This window comes from Vibrio sp. 14G-20, from assembly GCF_026241515.1.
GTDB lineage: Bacteria > Pseudomonadota > Gammaproteobacteria > Enterobacterales > Vibrionaceae > Vibrio.
In genome coordinates this window covers 169074-188610 of the sequence record NZ_JAPHPW010000003.1, presented here as the reverse complement: position 1 = coordinate 188610, position 19537 = coordinate 169074, and the positions used below count along the sequence as shown (strand labels likewise).

15 protein-coding genes are annotated in these 19537 nt (G+C 45.2%); 7 read left to right on the top strand and 8 right to left on the bottom strand.

The window, feature by feature from the left end; all coding sequences use genetic code 11:
- Positions 1 to 3 precede the first annotated feature (3 nt).
- The 7 genes from OQJ75_RS03980 to OQJ75_RS03950 all read left to right on the top strand — a co-directional run bounded on the left by OQJ75_RS03980 (position 4) and on the right by OQJ75_RS03950 (position 6693).
- Entirely contained in the window at positions 4 to 1416 is a 1413-nt protein-coding gene (locus OQJ75_RS03980) for an FAD-dependent oxidoreductase (RefSeq protein ID WP_265971101.1), read from the top strand.
- A gap of 456 nt (positions 1417 to 1872) precedes the next feature.
- Positions 1873 to 2301, top strand: a complete 429-nt coding sequence (locus OQJ75_RS03975) for a DUF1499 domain-containing protein (RefSeq protein WP_017070085.1) — start codon at positions 1873 to 1875, stop codon at positions 2299 to 2301.
- A 126-nt stretch (positions 2302 to 2427) separates the two neighbouring features.
- Positions 2428 to 3123 (top strand): 5'-methylthioadenosine/S-adenosylhomocysteine nucleosidase, encoded by a 696-nt coding sequence (gene mtnN, locus OQJ75_RS03970; RefSeq protein ID WP_017630246.1) that lies wholly within the window; start codon positions 2428 to 2430, stop codon positions 3121 to 3123.
- A 10-nt stretch (positions 3124 to 3133) separates the two neighbouring features.
- On the top strand, positions 3134 to 4087 hold the full coding sequence (locus OQJ75_RS03965; protein WP_265971095.1) for a cobalamin biosynthesis family protein: 954 nt from the start codon (positions 3134 to 3136) through the stop codon (positions 4085 to 4087).
- A gap of 1 nt (position 4088) precedes the next feature.
- Positions 4089 to 4949, top strand: coding sequence for a vitamin B12 ABC transporter substrate-binding protein BtuF (gene btuF / locus OQJ75_RS03960; RefSeq protein ID WP_265971093.1), 861 nt, complete (start codon positions 4089 to 4091; stop codon positions 4947 to 4949).
- A 74-nt stretch (positions 4950 to 5023) separates the two neighbouring features.
- Positions 5024 to 5641: a TRIC cation channel family protein gene (locus OQJ75_RS03955; RefSeq protein ID WP_016796206.1), complete on the top strand. Its 618-nt coding sequence runs from the start codon at positions 5024 to 5026 to the stop codon at positions 5639 to 5641.
- A gap of 206 nt (positions 5642 to 5847) precedes the next feature.
- Positions 5848 to 6693 (top strand): LysR family transcriptional regulator, encoded by an 846-nt coding sequence (locus tag OQJ75_RS03950; protein WP_265971090.1) that lies wholly within the window; start codon positions 5848 to 5850, stop codon positions 6691 to 6693.
- Here OQJ75_RS03950 and OQJ75_RS03945 read toward each other — a convergent pair.
- From OQJ75_RS03945 to ftsZ, 8 genes are all read right to left on the bottom strand, one after another.
- Entirely contained in the window at positions 6644 to 7423 is a 780-nt protein-coding gene (locus OQJ75_RS03945; protein ID WP_102319698.1) for a TSUP family transporter, read from the bottom strand. The two genes, OQJ75_RS03950 and OQJ75_RS03945, sit on opposite strands and share 50 nt — an antisense overlap.
- A 195-nt stretch (positions 7424 to 7618) precedes the next feature.
- Entirely contained in the window at positions 7619 to 10849 is a 3231-nt protein-coding gene (carB, locus tag OQJ75_RS03940; protein ID WP_061019048.1) for a carbamoyl-phosphate synthase large subunit, read from the bottom strand.
- Positions 10850 to 10865: 16 nt separating this feature from the next.
- On the bottom strand, positions 10866 to 12005 hold the full coding sequence (carA, locus tag OQJ75_RS03935; RefSeq protein ID WP_265971084.1) for a glutamine-hydrolyzing carbamoyl-phosphate synthase small subunit: 1140 nt from the start codon (positions 12003 to 12005) through the stop codon (positions 10866 to 10868).
- Positions 12006 to 12508: 503 nt separating this feature from the next.
- A complete protein-coding gene (gene dapB, locus OQJ75_RS03930; RefSeq protein WP_026084086.1) occupies positions 12509 to 13333 on the bottom strand; it encodes a 4-hydroxy-tetrahydrodipicolinate reductase in 825 nt (274 codons plus the stop codon).
- Positions 13334 to 13425: 92 nt separating this feature from the next.
- Positions 13426 to 13824 carry an 8-oxo-dGTP diphosphatase MutT gene (mutT, locus tag OQJ75_RS03925; RefSeq protein WP_265971082.1) on the bottom strand — a complete coding sequence of 133 codons (399 nt, stop codon included), beginning with the start codon at positions 13822 to 13824 and terminating at the stop codon, positions 13426 to 13428.
- Positions 13825 to 14170: 346 nt separating this feature from the next.
- Positions 14171 to 16897 carry a preprotein translocase subunit SecA gene (gene secA, locus OQJ75_RS03920; RefSeq protein WP_265971080.1) on the bottom strand — a complete coding sequence of 909 codons (2727 nt, stop codon included), beginning with the start codon at positions 16895 to 16897 and terminating at the stop codon, positions 14171 to 14173.
- A 390-nt stretch (positions 16898 to 17287) separates the two neighbouring features.
- Positions 17288 to 18205 carry a UDP-3-O-acyl-N-acetylglucosamine deacetylase gene (lpxC, locus tag OQJ75_RS03915; RefSeq protein WP_010434751.1) on the bottom strand — a complete coding sequence of 306 codons (918 nt, stop codon included), beginning with the start codon at positions 18203 to 18205 and terminating at the stop codon, positions 17288 to 17290.
- 96 nt (positions 18206 to 18301) lie between these two features.
- A complete protein-coding gene (gene ftsZ / locus OQJ75_RS03910) occupies positions 18302 to 19531 on the bottom strand; it encodes a cell division protein FtsZ (protein ID WP_248374006.1) in 1230 nt (409 codons plus the stop codon).
- Positions 19532 to 19537: the final 6 nt, after the last annotated feature.

The following is a 19537-nucleotide window of genomic DNA, read 5'->3' as shown; positions in this document are numbered from 1 at the left end:
ATAATGAGCCAGAATGTATACCAATTTATTGATGTGAATCGCGTAGACCCAGCGAAGAAACCAATCAAGATACGTAAGATTGAGTTTGTAGAGATCTACGAACCTTTCACTAAACAGCAAGCCAAAGCGCAAGCAGACCGTTGTTTAGACTGTGGTAACCCATACTGTGAATGGAAATGCCCAGTCCACAACTACATCCCTCAGTGGCTCAAGCTTGCCAATGAAGGACGTATTATCGAAGCCGCTGAACTGTCTCACCAGACCAACAGCTTACCTGAGGTTTGTGGACGAGTTTGTCCTCAAGACCGACTGTGTGAAGGTTCTTGTACCCTCAATGACGATTTCGGTGCGGTCACCATAGGTAATATTGAAAAATACATTACCGACAAAGCCTTTGAGATGGGCTGGAAGCCTGACATGTCTCACGTTGAGTGGACTGATAAAAAGGTCGCTATCATCGGTGCGGGACCTGCAGGTCTGGCGGCGGCTGATATCCTAGTTCGTAATGGCGTGAAAGCTGTTGTATTTGACCGTTACCCAGAGATCGGTGGCCTACTGACATTTGGTATCCCATCGTTCAAGCTTGAGAAAGGCATCATGGAAAATCGTCGCCGTATCTTCAGCGAGATGGGCGTTGAGTTCCAAATGAATACCGAAGTCGGCAAAGATATACAACTTCAGCAGCTTGTCGATGATTACGATGCTGTCTTCTTAGGTGTCGGTACCTATAAAAACATACGTGCAGGCTTAGACAACGAAGATGCACCGGGCGTTTATGATGCCCTACCTTTCCTAATATCTAACACCTACAAGGTAATGGATTTAGAAAACCCAACTCCGTTCATCGACATGCAAGGCAAGAAGGTGGTCGTGCTTGGTGGTGGTGATACCGCGATGGACTGTGTAAGAACCTCGATTCGCCAACATGCAGCCAATGTTGTGTGTGCTTACCGCCGAGATGAAGCCAACATGCCAGGCTCTCGCCGTGAGGTAAAAAATGCACGTGAAGAGGGTGTGAAGTTCAAGTTCAACCTACAACCTATTGGCTTAGAGCTTAACAGCGCTGGTCATGTGGTTGGTGTAAAAGTCGTGAAAACCGCTTTGGGTGAACCTGATGAAGCAGGCCGTCGTCGCCCAGAACCGGTCGAAGGCAGTGAGCATGTTCTTGAGGCCGATGCCGTGATCATGGCATTTGGTTTCCAACCTCACGCGATGGAGTGGCTAGAACCATTTGGTGTTGAACTCGACCAATGGGGCCGCATCAAGGCTCCCGGCAAACAAGAGTTTCAATACCAAACCACCAACAGTAAGATCTTTGCAGGTGGTGATGCAGTTCGAGGATCTGACTTAGTGGTAACCGCTATCGATGAAGGCCGTAAAGCCGCAGAAGGAATATTGGATTACCTAGAAGTGTGACTAGGGCGTGTTGATCTTTCGAGCTGATTTTTGCAGCGAGTTGCTGGGTATTTATACAAGGCAGAGGCGTCGATGTGTAGCTAGCCTACATGAGAAGCCGATAACGCAGTAGAAATGACCAGCAAACGCTGCCCGAAGGGTTCGAGCTGGGCGCCCCCGCAAAAAGCGTTTTACTCTTTGTTGAGGGAGATTTGCTTAGAGTGACTAGGCTACTTCCCCCTCGCCGCGATTAAAACGCTTTTATCTCGAACAAAATTTAACCACGAAAGGTCAACACGCCCTAATACAAGGTTTCCTTTATTACTCAGTTCGTTACTATAAAAAAGGATCCAATTATGGATCCTTTTTTGAATTAGATTCGTTTATCACAAGCACAACGAAAATACGTAAAACAATTACAAATAAGCCAATACCGATAACTACAATTAGAATTAAAAACAAGCCATAGGAAACACTATGAAAAAAGCCGCTCTCCTCTCGCTATCACTTTTAACGTTAACCGCTTGCAGCCAAGGAATCACGGACATGAAAGACAGAACTTCATCACCTTGTGGAGACAAACCAAACTGCGTATCAACTCAAGATGACCGTGAGCAGCATGCATTGGCCGCGTTTGAGTTATCAGATTCAGCAAACCTAGATGCGATTGAGCAGGTTGCACTCACCTTACCGGGGTCAAAAACCGCGAGCAAAACAGAAGATTACCTGCGTGTTGAATGTACCTCTCGCATCATGCGTTTTGTCGATGACTTAGAACTTAAAATCACCGATGGCAAACTGATCGTACGTTCTGAGTCTCGTACTGGTCATTCTGATTTTGGTGTGAACCGAAAACGTGCTGAACAACTTCGCGCAAGCCTAAAAAGCGAAGGCCTAATCAAATAGATAAAAGAATACGTAGATAAATCGCTGCTATTCGGATGAGAAGTGCCTCAGGGCTGTCGCTCGACACTTCTCTTCCATGCTACAATTTCGCTCTACTGTTTAAATATTTTTATTAAGAGACTACACATGAAAATCGGCATCATTGGCGCAATGGAGCAAGAAGTTGCGATCCTAAAAGCAGCAATTTCAGACATTACTGAAGTTAATAAAGGCGGTTGTACCTTTTTCTCTGGTCAGCTAAATGGTGTTGACGTTGTTTTGCTTCAATCAGGCATTGGTAAAGTAGCAGCAGCAGTTGGTACTTCAATCCTTCTAAGCGAATACCAACCAGATGTCGTTCTAAACACTGGCTCTGCTGGCGGTTTTGATTCAACACTGAACCTTGGCGACGTGGTTATCTCAACTGAAGTTCGTCACCACGATGCAGACGTTACGGCTTTCGGTTACGAAATTGGTCAAATGGCAGGTCAACCTGCAGCATTCAAAGCTGACGACAAGCTGATGCAAGTTGCTGAACAAGCGCTATCTCAAATGGAAGATAAGCACGCTGTTCGTGGCCTTATCTGTACTGGCGACGCATTTGTATGCACAGCTGAACGCCAAGAGTTCATCCGTAAGCATTTCCCATCAGTGGTTGCTGTAGAGATGGAAGCTTCTGCGATTGCTCAAGCTTGTCACCAATTCCAAGTTCCATTCGTGGTTGTACGTGCAATCTCTGACGTTGCAGACAAAGAATCACCAATGAGCTTCGAAGAGTTCCTGCCGCTAGCAGCACAAAGCTCTTCTGAAATGGTTATCAAAATGGTTGCCCTACTAAAGTAAGCGACTAGACATGCAAACACTGTTTGATCAGGTATTTGCCAATGGCGTGCTCCTTGTAATGTGGGGAGCACTGCTTTTTCATTTAATTTTACCTATTCCTCATGCCGCACACCCCACGACCTTATGGCATAAGTTTGCTGAGCTTTTAGCAAGCAAGGTTAATAACAACCAAAACTATTCCCAAAGCTTAATCTCGGGCACATTAGCCTGGGGATTAATGGTGCTGCCGACTCTGATTATTCTGTTGGCCTTGCAACCTTTGGTTTGGCAATCTCAGCTATTTGAGTTAGCGCTGCTATTACTCGCGATTGATTGGCGTAATAATGAAAAGCTGGCTAATCAGTTGATCAAAGCACTTGGTCGAGAAGATAAAGCTGCCGCTCGTCAGTTACTGGCTCCAATTGTCAATCGTCAGACCGAATCACTTTCTTCACTTGGACTAGGCAAAGCCGCCACAGAAACTATCATCATGGGTTACGCTCGTAACGTGGTTTGTGTGCTGTTCTGGTATGCCATCGGTGGTGGTATCGCCGCATTGATGTATCGCCTGATTGTAGAATTAGCTCGAGCTTGGTCACCAAGCCGTAAGCAGTTCTCTCCTTTTGGCTCAACGGCAATCAAGATCGTCGCTATCCTAGAATTTATACCAATGCGCTTGTTTGCCTTGATGATCGTATGTGGTGATAAAGCGTCTCACACATTCAAGATGATGCTCGTTCAGAGCCGCTCTTGGCCTCTACCCGGCCCTGCATGGTTAATTACCGCCGTAGGTAACAAGTTAGAGTTATCATTGGGTGGCCCTGCCATTTATGACAACACCAAAGCCATTCGTGCAAAATTAGGCGGCAGAATCGCCCCATCAGCGCTGCACTTATCTCAGGTTCAAAAGCTGCTTTTTGGTCGCATCGCTGTCTGGATATTCTTACAAAGCCTAGCCTTACTCATTATTCACCAAGGGATTTAAAGTGAAACCCTCTCAACTTGTTACACGATGTACAGCCCTCGCGTTCAGTCTCAGCTTCAGTTTTTGGGCACCCACTTCACTTGCGACAGAAGTCGTGACGGCCGAACGTGTTATCAGCCTCGCTCCTCATGCCACAGAACTTGCATACAGCGCAGGCTTGGGTGACAACCTTATCGCAGTGAGTGAACGAAGTGATTACCCACCACAGGCTGATAAGCTTGAGAAGGTAGCAAACTATCAAGGCATCAAGGTTGAGAAAATCATCGCACTGCAGCCAGATCTGATTCTTGCGTGGCCTGCAGGCAACCCGCCTAGAGAACTCGCGAAATTAGAGCAGTTTGGTTTCAATATTTACTACTCAAAAACCAAAAGCCTAGACAGCATCGCGACCAATATTGAACAACTCAGCCAATACGCAAGTGACCCTAGTATCGGTGAGAATAATGCCAAACAATACAAAGAACAGCTCAACGCGTTAAGGCTAAAATATAAAGACGCCGAGCCTGTAAACTACTTTTATCAGCTTAGCGAAAAGCCGATCATCACTGTGGCTCAAGGGCACTGGCCAAGTGAGGTGTTTGAGTTTTGTGGTGGTCACAATATTTTTGAAGACAGCGCATCCCCTTATCCGCAAGTTGGAATTGAACAAGTTGTCTTAAGGAAACCGCAAGTGATCTTCACATCTCAGCACGCGATTGAGAATGGAACCATGTGGCAAACATGGGAAGATGAGATCCCAGCTGTCGCTCAAAATCAGATTTGGTCCCTCAATTCTGACTGGATTAATCGCCCGACAACGAGAACCTTGAAAGCGATCCAACAAGTGTGCGATTTCTTCGATAGAGCTAGGCAAAATCACTAACTATTTGCTGCATTTTTTCGTACAATTCGCCACCGACCTATCCCTACAATTTTAACTATAAGAGCACCAGTATCATGGACTCCATGCTGCTTTATATTATCGATTTATTTGGCACTGCCATTTTTGCTGTCTCAGGCGTATTTGTCGCTGGCCGTCTTAAGATGGATCCCTTTGGCGTCGCCGTTCTAGGCAGTGTAACCGCGATTGGCGGCGGCACTATTCGTGACATGGCATTAGGTGCAACTCCCGTATTTTGGATCACCGATACCACCTACCTTTGGGTCATCATCACCACCTGTTTGCTGACCATGATTATAGTAAGACGCCCAAAGCGTTTGGCTTGGTGGATCCTGCCTGTATGTGATGCGATCGGCTTAGCGGTATTTGTTGGCATTGGTGTTGAGAAAGCACTGATTTATCAAGACTCTGCATTGGTTGCTATTATCATGGGTGTGATCACAGGCTGCGGTGGCGGCATTATCCGTGACGTACTTGCTCGTGAGGTCCCAATGATCCTAAGAAGTGAAGTCTACGCGACTGCTTGTATCATTGGTGGCGCTTTCCATACTATAGCGATCAGCATGGGACACGACTCAGAAACTGCATTTTTGGCCGGCGTGTTTTCAACACTATTGATCAGGCTTGGCGCCATTCGTTGGCATTTATCATTACCAACCTTTGCTATAAAATAGGCCATCGTTACAAATTGAAGGCTCCGCAACGGAGCCTTTTTTAATCCGGCTCACTCTCCAGTCCATTCTTATGATCTTTCGTGACACTTTACGTTCCCAATTTAAAATACCTAACTGAGTTCAAACCTTTCGCTTCAAATCTAGAGAATGAAGAGTGTTTGAGGTAACTTGATTCAATCATTCCCAACTTTCATGAATATTACTAAATGCTACTCGAAGGAATCGAAACTCTATTGGTATTGAGTAAAGCAAAGACGATGAGCCGTACAGGCAGTTTGCTTTATATCAGCCAATCTGCGGTCAGCAAACGGATTGCAAATTTAGAAAAGAAGCTAGGTAAAAAGCTCATCGAGCCGAGTGGCCGACAGATAAAACTGACGCCAGATGCGATTGCATTGATCGAGAGTATCGGCCCTACGTTCAATGAACTTCGTGGTCTTATTTATGAACAGCAAGAGTTGGAAGATACCACTCTAATTACCCTAGACAGCTCTAAATCTCTGATAGCGGGCTACTTAGGTGAGATGATGGGGCAATTTATCCAGCAAGATAAATACATCACCATTACCACTAACCACACGCCAAGAATCATAGAGCGAGTGCAATCAGGCAAGGCAACTCTAGGATTGTGCGCAGGCTTATTGCCACCGCATCACGGGTTGATGACCTTCCACCTGTTTGATGAGCCGTTTTACATTGTGAGTAAGCAACCACTCACGGCTCTTCCTCCATTGGTCATTACTAACGATATGACCAACCCAGCTAACTCTTATCAATTATCTGTGTTGGAAAAATTCGGTATCAAGCCCTTGATGGAGATGGATGCCTACACCGCAGCAGCGCAGCTTGCATTGGGTGGAACTGGGCCGGCTTTAATCCCGCTCTCTATCGTAAAAACACTCAATATTGAGCCTCAATATTTGTATAGCTTCCCTGAATTAGCAGGCTTAATCCGACCGATTCATATCTGTGTGAGACCAAATAGCTATCAGTCTCCGAGAGTTAAAATACTGATAGAATCCATTGTTGATGCTGTTCCCAAAGCAGTTTAGAAGCCATCAGCATCGACATCACGATCACAAGGGGGCGAATCCATTTCTGCCCTTTTGTCACCACGACTTTAGCGCCAAGCTGAGCCCCCATAAAGCCACCAACCGCCATCACCAATCCTAATTCCCAAATTGGCAAACCAGCCAAAATAAAGAAGATCAGTGCTGCAATGTTCGAGGTGAAGTTCAGTACTTTGGTACGTGCTGTAGCATCGACTAATGAGAAATGACCAATCGCGACAAAACAAACCGTGAAGATTGAGCCAGTGCCTGGGCCAAAGAAGCCATCATAGAAACCAACACCGCCACCAACACATAACGCAAACATCGCCTCAGAGATCTTTTGTTTGCCTTCAGAGGCTCTGGTTTGTGGTGCTAATAAGAAATAGAGAGAGATAGCGATAAGTAACAGTGGGATCACGCTGGTCAGAAGACTCGCATCGATGTATTGAACTAACTCTGCACCAATAGCCGAACCGATAAAAGTACAAAAGATAGCGAGGCGCATCTCTTTAATACTAACGATACCGTTACGCACGAAGTACCAGCTCGCTGAGAAACTGCCAAATGAGCTTTGAAGTTTGTTGGTCGCCAGAGCTTGTGTTGGTGGCACTCCAGCCGCGAGCAATGCAGGTAGAGTCAACAACCCACCGCCGCCAGCCATTGCATCAATAAAGCCTGCTGCCGTTGCAACAACAAACAAGATAGCCAATATTTCTAGAGTGATTTCCATATACCCAACGCCTTAAATTCTCGTGTAGCGACAAGTTACCACCCTGAGCAAACGATCAACAACGAAACACAAGATTGTAACCTATTCCAGATTTTCATCATTTAACTCATGCTAGATAACAGACATAAAAAAGCCCACTCCGAAGAGTGGGCTTTGAGCATTTATATCCGCTTAACAGCGATACACTTTAGGCGATTAAGCTTGAGAAGCTTTAACCTGTGCGTGTAGTTCTTGAACTGAAGTTACTGACGTCTTCGCGTCTGCAGTGTGCGCCATACAAGTCGCGAATGCAGCGTTTAGCGTAGTCGTGTAGTTAACTTTCTCAGCCAATGCGCCACGACGAAGTACTTTAGAATCTTCAATCGCTTGACGACCAGCAGCTGTGTTCACGATGTACGTGTACTCGTTGTTCTTGATACGGTCAAGAATGTGAGGACGACCTTCGTGTACCTTGTTTACTAGACGTGGGTTGATACCCGCTTCGCCAAGGATAACCGCTGTACCGTGTGTTGCGTCTAGCTGGTAACCAAGCTTAGATAGCTTAGATGCTAGGTCAACAACACGCTCTTTGTCGCCTTCGCGAACAGAAAGAAGTGCACGGCCGCCTTCTGGGTAGATGTTGCCACAACCCAATTCAGCTTTAGAGTATGCTTCTGCGAACGTCGCACCAACACCCATAACTTCACCAGTAGAGCGCATTTCTGGGCCTAACAACGGGTCAACACCAGGGAACTTGTTGAATGGAAGTACAACTTCTTTCACTGAGTAGTAAGGTGGGATGATTTCTTTCGTAAAGCCTTGAGACTCTAGCGATTGACCCGCCATTACACGAGCTGCAATCTTAGCGATTGGCGCACCAGTTGCTTTAGATACAAATGGAACCGTACGTGCTGCACGAGGGTTAACCTCGATTAGGTACACTTCATTGTTCTTAACAGCAAACTGCGTGTTCATCAGACCACGAACACCCAACTCGAACGCTAGCTTTTCAACTTGCTCGCGCATTACGTCTTGGATTTCTTGGCTTAGCGTGTATGCAGGAAGAGAACATGCTGAGTCACCAGAGTGAACACCCGCTTGCTCGATATGCTCCATGATACCGCCGATAACAACGCGCTCACCGTCACAAATTGCATCTACGTCCACTTCAACAGCGTCGTCTAGGAAGCTATCAAGTAGTACTGGAGATTCGTTTGATACGCTAACTGCTTCGTTGAAGTAGCGACGTAAATCTTGCTCGTCGTATACGATTTCCATCGCACGACCACCAAGTACGTAAGAAGGACGTACAACAAGTGGGAAACCGATTTCACGAGATTTCTCTACCGCTTGCTCCATTGTTGTTACTGTTGCATTTTCTGGCTGAAGTAGGCCTAGACGGTCTACAGCAACTTGGAAACGCTCACGGTCTTCTGCACGGTCGATTGCGTCTGGGCTAGTACCAATGATTGGTACGCCAGCAGCTTCAAGAGCACGAGCCAGTTTAAGTGGCGTTTGACCACCGTACTGAACGATAACGCCTTTTGGCTTCTCAACACGAGCGATTGCTAGTACGTCTTCCAGAGTTACTGGTTCGAAGTACAGACGGTCAGATGTATCGTAGTCTGTAGAAACAGTCTCAGGGTTACAGTTAACCATGATAGTTTCGTAGCCATCTTCACGTAGTGCTAGTGATGCGTGTACACAACAGTAGTCAAATTCAATACCTTGGCCGATACGGTTTGGACCGCCGCCTAGAATCATGATCTTGTCTTTGTCTGTTGGGTTCGCTTCACACTCGTCATCGTAAGAAGAGTACATGTAAGCCGTGTCAGAAGAGAACTCAGCCGCACACGTATCTACACGCTTGTACACTGGGTGGATATCATATTGGTCACGCAGACGACGGATTTCGCTTTCCGCTACACCTAGAATCTTAGATAGGCGCGCATCAGCAAAACCTTTACGCTTAAGCTTGTTTAGCTCGTCTTTGTTCAGACCAGCAAAGCCTTTCGCTTTCAGTTCTTGCTCTAGCTTAACAATGTCTTCGATTTGAACTAGGAACCAACGGTCGATTTGCGTTAGGTTGAATACACCATCTACCGACATGCCAGCACGGAATGCGTCAGCAATGTACCAAATACGCTCTGCGCCAGCTTCTTTCAGTTCATGACGGATAGTCGTTAGAGCATCAGGTGCGTCTAGGTCTACCATTTCGTCAAAACCAGTCGCGCCAACTTCTAGGCCGCGAAGTGCTTTTTGTAGAGATTCTTGTTGGTTACGGCCGATAGCCATAACTTCACCAACAGACTTCATTTGAGTCGTTAGACGGTCGTTAGCACCTGCAAATTTCTCGAAGTTAAAACGAGGAATCTTAGTTACTACGTAGTCGATTGTTGGTTCGAATGATGCTGGCGTTGCGCCGCCAGTGATGTCATTCATTAACTCGTCTAGCGTGAAGCCAACAGCCAGTTTCGCTGCAATCTTAGCGATTGGGAAACCTGTTGCTTTAGAAGCTAGTGCTGAAGAGCGAGATACACGTGGGTTCATCTCGATGATAACCATGCGGCCATCTTTCGGGTTGATACCAAACTGTACGTTTGAACCACCTGTTTCAACACCAATCTCACGCAGTACTGCTAGAGATGCGTTACGCATTAGTTGGTATTCTTTGTCTGTCAGCGTTTGAGCTGGAGCCACAGTGATTGAGTCACCTGTGTGAATACCCATTGGGTCGAAGTTTTCAATCGCACATACGATGATGCAGTTGTCGTTTTTGTCACGAACCACTTCCATCTCGTACTCTTTCCAACCGATAAGTGATTCATCGATAAGAAGTTCGTTAGTTGGAGATAAGTCCAAACCACGACGACAGATTTCTTCAAATTCTTCTTTGTTGTAAGCGATACCACCACCAGTACCACCCATCGTGAACGATGGACGAATGATACAAGGGAAGCCAACCATGTCTAAAACTTTGTAAGCTTCTTCCATCGTTTTCGCTGTATCAGCAGTTGGACACTCAAGGCCAATTGCTTTCATTGCTTTATCGAAGCGTGAACGGTCTTCTGCTTTATCGATAGCGTCAGCCGTTGCACCAATCATTTCAACACCGAACTCTTCAAGAACGCCGTGCTTTTCTAGGTCTAACGCACAGTTCAATGCAGTTTGACCACCCATAGTAGGTAGAACTGCATCAGGCTTCTCTTTAGCGATGATGTTACGCACAACTTCCCATTGGATAGGCTCGATGTAAGTTGCATCGGCCATGTCTGGGTCAGTCATGATTGTCGCTGGGTTCGAGTTTACAAGAATAACTCGGTAACCTTCTTCGCGAAGCGCTTTACAAGCTTGAGCACCAGAGTAATCGAACTCACATGCTTGGCCGATAACGATCGGGCCAGCACCTAGAATAAGAATACTTTTAATGTCAGTACGTTTTGGCATTGTCTACTACTCCGAATTACGCTGTGTGCTGTTTGATTAGTTCAATAAAGTGGTCGAATAACGGCGCTGCGTCTTCTGGACCTGGGCTCGCTTCTGGGTGACCTTGGAAGCTGAATGCTGGTTTGTCTGTACGGTGAATACCTTGTAGAGAACCATCAAATAGTGATTTGTGCGTTGCACGTAGTGTCTCTGGAAGGGTTTCTTCGTCAGCAGCAAAGCCGTGGTTTTGCGAAGTAATCATCACAACATCACGATCTAAATCTTTAACCGGGTGGTTTGCACCGTGGTGACCAAACTTCATCTTCACAGTCTTAGCGCCTGACGCAAGAGCAAGAATCTGGTGACCTAGACAGATACCGAAGATTGGTAAGCCTTTTTCTAGGAACACTTTTGTCGCTTCAATTGCGTAAGTACATGGTTCTGGGTCACCAGGGCCATTTGAAAGGAAAACACCGTCTGGGTTCAGAGCTAGTACTTCTTCAGCAGAAGTTTCAGCTGGAACAACCGTTAGGCGGCAGCCGCGGTCAACAAGCATTCGTAGGATGTTTCGTTTTGCACCGAAGTCATAAGCAACAACGTGGTATGGCAATTCAGAGTCTGCTTTCGCTTCAGGAAGTCCACCCGTAAGCGTCCACGAACCTTGTTTCCATTGATACGCTTCTTTTGTTGTAACTTCTTTCGCAAGGTCCATACCTTTCAGGCCAGGGAATTCTTTTGCTTTAGCTAGAGCCAAAGCTTCGTCTAGGTTGTTACCCGCTACGATGCAACCGTTCTGTGCGCCTTTTTCACGAAGAATACGCGTCAGCTTACGAGTATCGATATCAGCGATACCAACAACGTTTTGCGACTTAAGGTAATCAGAAAGGGATTGTTCATTACGGAAGTTAGAAGCGATTAGAGGGAGATCGCGAATCACAAGGCCTTGAGCGTGGATTGAAGAAGATTCTTCGTCTTCGGAATTGGTTCCGGTATTGCCAATGTGAGGGTAAGTAAGGGTAACGATTTGTTGAGAATAGGAAGGATCAGTGAGGATTTCTTGGTACCCCGTCATCGAGGTATTAAAAACGACTTCACCAACTGCAGAACCTACAGAGCCAATGGCTTCACCGTGAAATACTGTCCCATCTTCTAGGACGAGTAGTGCTGACTTCTTCAAGACAACCTCCAGAAATAAAAATGCATTAAAATTGATTTAATTTGCAAATCTACCTTCCTGCAACACCAGAAACTGCGTGTTTATGGAAATTAGACAAATTGGCGGTATTTTAGTGATGTGCGTGATACGTGTCAACATTTAACGCAAAAGAAATTAAACATTTGTAAGGACTAATTCAATTTACGCCATCAAAGCTTCAAAAGTTTAACTTTCATGCTCATTTAGGCCGAATATTACGATTTTCTAATTTTCACCCCTCATTTTAACCAAGTATAGAGTAACAAAAATATCAGCAACAAAAAGCAAACGATAAATTCAAAGAGAAAACATAACAATTTAAAGATCTAAAACAGAAATCACATCAAAGTTAGCATAAATAGCACCTAAACCAAGAGAAAATGACGATAATAAGAAAGTAGAAGGAAGATCTTAGAAGAGGGATTACTGCGAAAAAGAGGCTAAATAAAGAAAGCGCCGGCAATTGCCAGCGCATAAATATCTATTTACAGGTCATTCAAACCTAGGACATCAGTCATGGTATAAAAGCCGGCTGGTTTATCATTTAACCAGACTGCAGCCTTGATTGCGCCATTAGCGAAAGTCATTCGGTCCGTGGCTTTATGAGTAATTTCGACTCGTTCACCGATATCCGCAAACATAGCGGTGTGTTCACCAATAATGTCACCGGCACGAATCGTAGCGAAACCAATCTCATCTTTCGTACGCTCACCAGTAATACCTTCACGTGACCATACGGCTACATCGTTGAGCTCATTGCCCATCGCACCAGCAATCGCCTCGCCCATACCAATCGCTGTACCAGAAGGAGCATCGACTTTATGACGGTGGTGAGCCTCAACGATCTCAACATCGCAGTAATCGCCCATCACTTTAGCGGCCTTTTCTAGCAGCTTAAATACAAGGTTCACACCGACACTGTAGTTAGGTGCCATTACGATAGGCATCTCTTTCGAAGCCGCATCAATCACCTGTTTCTCTTCTTCAGAAAAACCCGTCGTACCGATGATCAGCTTTTTACCGTGACGTTTACAAAGTTCAATATTCGCTAATGTGCTAACAGGGGCAGTAAAATCGACAATCACATCAAACTCTTCGATGGCTTTAGACAAGTCATCCACTAGAGCGACATCAAAACGACCTTCACCACATAACTCGCCAACATCAACACCGACCAAAGATGACTCTGGACGCTCTGAGCCAGCACCAACACTTGCTTCTGAATTATGATGAGCGGCTTTCACCAAGTTGCGACCCATACGGCCCGCTGCTCCTGCAATTGCAATTCTTACCACTGCGAATATCTCCATTGTTTTGGTTACCGTTGCCACTTATCTCTTGCAGCAACGTTCATTCGATTAATCTCTTTAAACTAACAACAATCTCAAACTCAGGCTAGCAATTACGAAAACTCTTTTACCACTCGCTCTAAAATTGGCACATTTGCTTCAGGGAAGGCGTATTGATTCAATGATTCAAGACTAACCCATTCACCTTGCTGACCTTCTTTGCCATAAGGTTGCTGTTCAAAATCGGTCACAAGGATGAAGTCGAACTTAAGCGACTTGTCCGTGTAATCAAACTCAAGGTGCTCAAACAGAGACTGTTCAGTTACTTTGATGCCAATCTCTTCATACAACTCACGAGTCATTGCTTGTTCAATGGTTTCGCCTGCTTCTACCTTGCCGCCTGGGAACTCCCAAAAACCGCCCTTGTGTTTGTCGTCTGGGCGCTTAGTGATAAATACCTGTGACTTATCTTGGTTGAAGATAATGCCCGCTACAATATGGATTCTTTTCATGTGATGGTGTTCCTTAATAAAACGCTTAACTCACATAGTCCCTGAATACGTCATCCTCAAGAAGGAGGAGCGACTGAGTTGAGGAGCTAAAGCAACGTGAGCCTAACTAAACGAGATTCCCTATTACGCTCGTTCCTCGCTATAGGGAATGACGACTTCCTTGTGTAACAAAGTAAGCCATGAAATTTACATACAAAAAGAGCCGCCTAAGCGACTCTTTTTATCAATAAGTTTGTGTGAAGCTAAGCTGTGACGTGGTGAGTGCAAGGAGGAGGCACGGAGCTTACGTTAGTAAGTGAGTACCTCCGACACTGCAATCATCCGTTACAGCAACGATTCACCAAACTTAGTCAATTTTACCGTGACACTGTTTATATTTTTTGCCACTTCCACATGGGCATGGTTCGTTACGACCCACTTTACGCTCATCACGTACTACCGTTTGTGGAGATGCTGGTTCAGCTTCATCGTCACCTAACTGATTTTCAGCCGTTGCGTGTTGTGCTTGTGCACGACGCGCCGCTTCTTCAGCTTGAGCTTGACGTTGAGCTTCCATCTTTTCTACTTCTTCTTGTTGCTGAACGCGAACTTTAGAAAGGATGGTAACAACGTCTGTTTTCAGTACATCTAGTAGGCCTTCAAACAGTTCAAACGACTCGCGCTTGTACTCTTGTTTCGGGTTCTTCTGAGCATAACCGCGTAAGTGGATACCTTGACGAAGGTGATCCATCGCAGCCAAGTGCTCTTTCCAAAGGCCGTCTAGCGTTTGTAGCATCACAGACTTCTCGAAGTTACGCAGTACTTGAGCACCAACCACTTCTTCTTTCTGTTTGTACGAATCTACCGCCATACCAAGAATACGTTCACGCAATGCTTCTTCATAAAGCTTGTCGTCTTCGTCTAACCAACCTTGAATATCAAAATCTAGATCGAAATCATTCTTCAGGCGATCTTGCAGACCCGCGATATCCCACATGTCTTCAAGAGACTGAGGAGCGATGTATTCATCAATAACTGATGCCAGTACATCTTCACGATTGTGTTCGATCATCTCACTGATGTCATCAGAACTCATCAGCTCATCACGTAGCTCATAAACAACCTTACGTTGGTCATTGGCTACATCATCGTACTCAAGAAGCTGCTTACGGATGTCGAAGTTACGACCTTCCACTTTACGTTGTGCTTTTTCAATTGAGCGAGACAGCATCTTAGATTCAATCGCTTCGCCTTCGTCCATACCACTTTGGATAAGACCAGCCATACGATCCGATGTGAAGATACGTAGCAGAGAATCTTCCATTGATAGGTAGAAACGAGAAGAACCCGCATCACCTTGACGACCAGAACGACCACGTAGCTGGTTATCGATACGGCGAGATTCATGACGCTCAGTACCAATGATGTGCAGACCACCTGACTCAAGCACTTTATCGTGTATGATTCTCCAGTCAGCTTTGATCTTCTCGATCTGCTCTTTAGTTGGATTCTCTAGCTTTTCAACTTGTGCCTGCCAGCTACCACCTAACACGATATCGGTACCACGACCAGCCATGTTAGTTGCGATAGTTACCGCACTCGGCATACCAGCTTGTGCAACGATCTCTGCTTCCATTTCGTGGAATTTAGCATTTAGAACGCTGTGCTTAATTTTTGCTTTTTTCAGTGCATTAGACAGCAGTTCAGACTTCTCGATAGAAACTGTACCAACCAATGATGGCTGACCAGCTGCTACACGGTCTTTAATGTCTTCGATGATTGCATTGAACTTGTCTTCTTCAGTACGATAAACCACGTCAGGCATATCGTTACGAACCATAGGCTTGTTGGTTGGGATAACCACCGTTTCTAGGCCGTAGATAGACTGGAATTCGAAAGCTTCTGTATCGGCTGTACCTGTCATACCAGACAGTTTCTCATACAGACGGAAGAAGTTCTGGAATGTAATCGATGCTAGCGTCTGGTTTTCATTCTGAATCTTCACACCTTCTTTAGCTTCAACAGCTTGGTGTAAACCTTCAGACCAACGACGACCAGGCATAGTACGACCAGTATGTTCATCAACGATAACCACTTCGCCTTCTTCAGTAACGATGTAGTCAACGTCTTTCTCAAACAATACGTGTGCACGCAGCGCTGCATTAACATGGTGCAACAGACTGATATTGGTTGGAGAGTAAAGTGTGTCACCCTCTTCCATCAGGCCGTTTTTGACCATTAGTTCTTCTACAAATTCTTGACCGTTTTCAGTCAGGTGAACCTGTTTCGATTTCTCGTCCATGGTGTAGTGACCTTCACCACGGTACTCTTCTGAATCTTCTTTATCTTGGCGCTCTAGAGAAGGAATCAGAGTGTTAATGCGCGTGTAAAGATCTGAACTATCTTCAGCAGGACCAGAGATAATTAATGGAGTACGAGCTTCATCGATTAAGATTGAGTCAACCTCATCGACTACAGCAAAGAAGCGCTCACGTTGAACTCGGTCTTCAGCACGGAAAGCCATGTTGTCACGAAGGTAATCAAAACCAAACTCGTTGTTTGTTCCGTATAGGATATCCGCTTGGTACGCTTCTTTCTTCTCTGGTGGAGCCATATTTGGCACGTTCACGCCAACAGTCATACCAAGGAATTCAAATAATGGGCGGTTTGTTTCCGCATCACGCTTCGCTAGGTAGTCGTTCACCGTTACTACGTGAACACCTTTGCTAGGTAGGGCGTTAAGATAAGCTGGTAGGGTTGCTGTAAGAGTCTTACCTTCACCAGTACGCATTTCTGCAATTTGGCCAGCATTTAGAACCATGCCACCAATCATTTGCACGTCAAAGTGACGCATGCCGTAAACACGCTTAGACGCTTCACGTACCGTAGCAAATGCTTCAGGTAGAAGTTGATCTAGCGATTCACCTTTATCTAAGCGCTCACGAAACTCAACCGTTTTTGCTTTTAGCTCTTCGTCTGAAAGTGCTTCAAACGTTGGTTCGTAGTTATTAATTTCTTTTACAATTTTTCTAAGGCGGCGCAGTGTTCTGTCATTGCGACTGCCAATTACCTTTGTCAGCAGCTTAGTAATCATGTGCTTGGAATCTCTTCGTTCTCAGATCGTCCGCGATCTATTTTAAATGCCGTCAGTGTCTCTACTAGTTATGAACTAGTCTTCAGTTACTAACCAAGGATACTGAGATAAATCTAGTATCTTTGATATTGTACTTGAGAGTAGAGTTTTCAAGGCTTGAGTTAAAATTAATGCCCTTTAGTGTAAGTAATTTTCACACCAACGACCATTTATAACCCCATTTGTTTGATGTGCTTGGAACTTTTCTTTCTAATTGCTGATGGATTAGCCAGACTGCAGCTCATTGGGAGACAACTTTCGGATGTTGACGACACTGTATCTGGAAAATAGATACAAAAAAACCAGGTCAATGACCTGGTTTTCGAAATCTTATATTGTTGTAAACAACAATTACGCTAGAACCATTCCTGGTTCAGCAAATGCAACAGGAGAGCCTACTTCTTCTTCGAATGTTGCCCATTCCCAAGCTTCTGCGTCAGCAAGTACTGCACGTAGTAGTTGGTTGTTTAGGCCGTGACCTGATTTGTATGCACGGAACTCACCAATAATAGCGTGTCCACACATGTACAAGTCACCAATCGCATCTAGTACTTTATGAGTTACGAACTCATTGTCAAAACGTAGACCTTCTTCATTAAGAATTCGATACTCGTCAAGTACGATAGCATTATCAAAGCTACCACCAAGTACTAGGTTTTGAGATTGTAGATACTCAATGTCGCGCATGAAGCCGAAAGTACGAGCGCGAGAAATTTCTTTCACAAAACCTTGTGAAGAGAAATCAAACAACAAACGTTGCTCATCAGATTCAATTGCTGGGTGGTTAAAGTCGATCTCAAAGTCCATACGGAAGCCGTTAAATGGAACAAATTCTGCCCACTTATCGCCATCTTCAAAACGGATAGGCTTTTTGATACGAATAAAACGCTTCGCTGCATTCAGTGTTTCTACACCCGCTTGCTGTAGCAAGTATACGAATGGGCTTGCGCTACCATCCATAATTGGGATCTCAGGAGCATCTACTTCAACAATAATGTTGTCGATGCCCATACCCGCTAAAGCTGCGTTAAGGTGCTCCACTGTAGAGATACGTACGCCTTCATCATTAACAAGAGCGGTACATAACATAGTGTCACGAACTGACGCTGGATCAGCTGGGAAATCTACAGGTGGATTTACATCTGTACGACGATAAACAATACCTGTATTTGCAGCTGCCGGGCGAAGAGTAAGTGTGACTTTACGACCAGAGTGGAGACCCACACCAGTTGTTTTCACAATTTCTTTCAGAGTACGTTGTCTGATCATCTGCTTGCCTCGTTATCAGTGCTACAAATCACGGTCAGTATTTACTGACCGCGAATTTTACCATTAATTCGACGATAGTCAAATTTTGGGTATTTGTTAATCAGCCTGACGTCGTAAGAATGCTGGAATATCTAAGTATCCACTCTCTTTCTCAGCTTTAGGTGCAGCACTTTGGCTAGCGCCTGTACCTGAAGAAACAGGTGACGTTGTTGGCTGTGGTTTAACTTGAGGTTTAACCTCAGTTTTTTCCTGCAATGGTTGTGCCACTTTCTCTTCCACTCTTGGTGCAGTTTGAGCCGCTACCTGTGGTTGAGGAGTTGGTGCAACCTTAGCTTTACCACCAGCAACTAAAGTAATGTCTGGTTTTTTCTCTGTACCGATACCTGTTGCAACAACAGTTACGCGGATTTCATCCGTCATATCAGGGTCTAGAGAAGTACCAATCACGACTGTTGCGTTATCAGATGCGAATGCCTTAACTGTGTTACCTACTGTTTCGAATTCATCTAGACGCATATCTAGGCCTGCTGTGATGTTCACAAGAACGCCACGTGCACCAGCTAGGTCGATGTCTTCTAGTAGTGGGCTAGAAATTGCCGTTTCAGCAGCTTCTTCAGCACGGTCTTCACCTTTTGCGATACCGCTACCCATCATTGCATGACCCATCTCAGACATTACGGTGCGAACATCCGCGAAATCGACGTTAATCATACCAGGGCGAGTAATCAGCTCTGCGATACCTTGTACAGCATTTTTAAGCACATCATTTGCACTTGCGAAAGCTTCTAGCAGTGTTACGCCACGGCCAAGTACTTTAAGTAGCTTTTCATTTGGAATCGTAATTAAAGAATCCACATGCTTAGAAAGCTCTTCAATACCTTGCTCTGCAAACGCTAAACGTTTTTTGCCTTCAAAGCTAAATGGCTTAGTTACAACAGCAACTGTTAGCACACCTAGCTCTTTCGCAACTTCAGCAATAACTGGAGCAGCACCTGTACCCGTACCACCGCCCATACCAGCTGCGATAAATACCATATCGGCGCCAGTTAGAACTTCTTTAATTCTTTCTCGATCTTCGAGAGCTGCATCACGGCCTACTTGTGGGTTTGCACCAGCGCCCAAACCTTTAGTGATATCACCACCAATTTGGATCACGCTGCTCACGCTTGTTTTACGAAGTGCTTGTGCATCAGTGTTAACACTGATGAATTCTACGCCTTCGATTGATTCACGTACCATGTGCTCAACAGCGTTACCGCCACCGCCACCAACTCCAACGACTTTAATTACTGCATCGTCAGACATTTCCATCATCGGTTCAAACATGTGTTA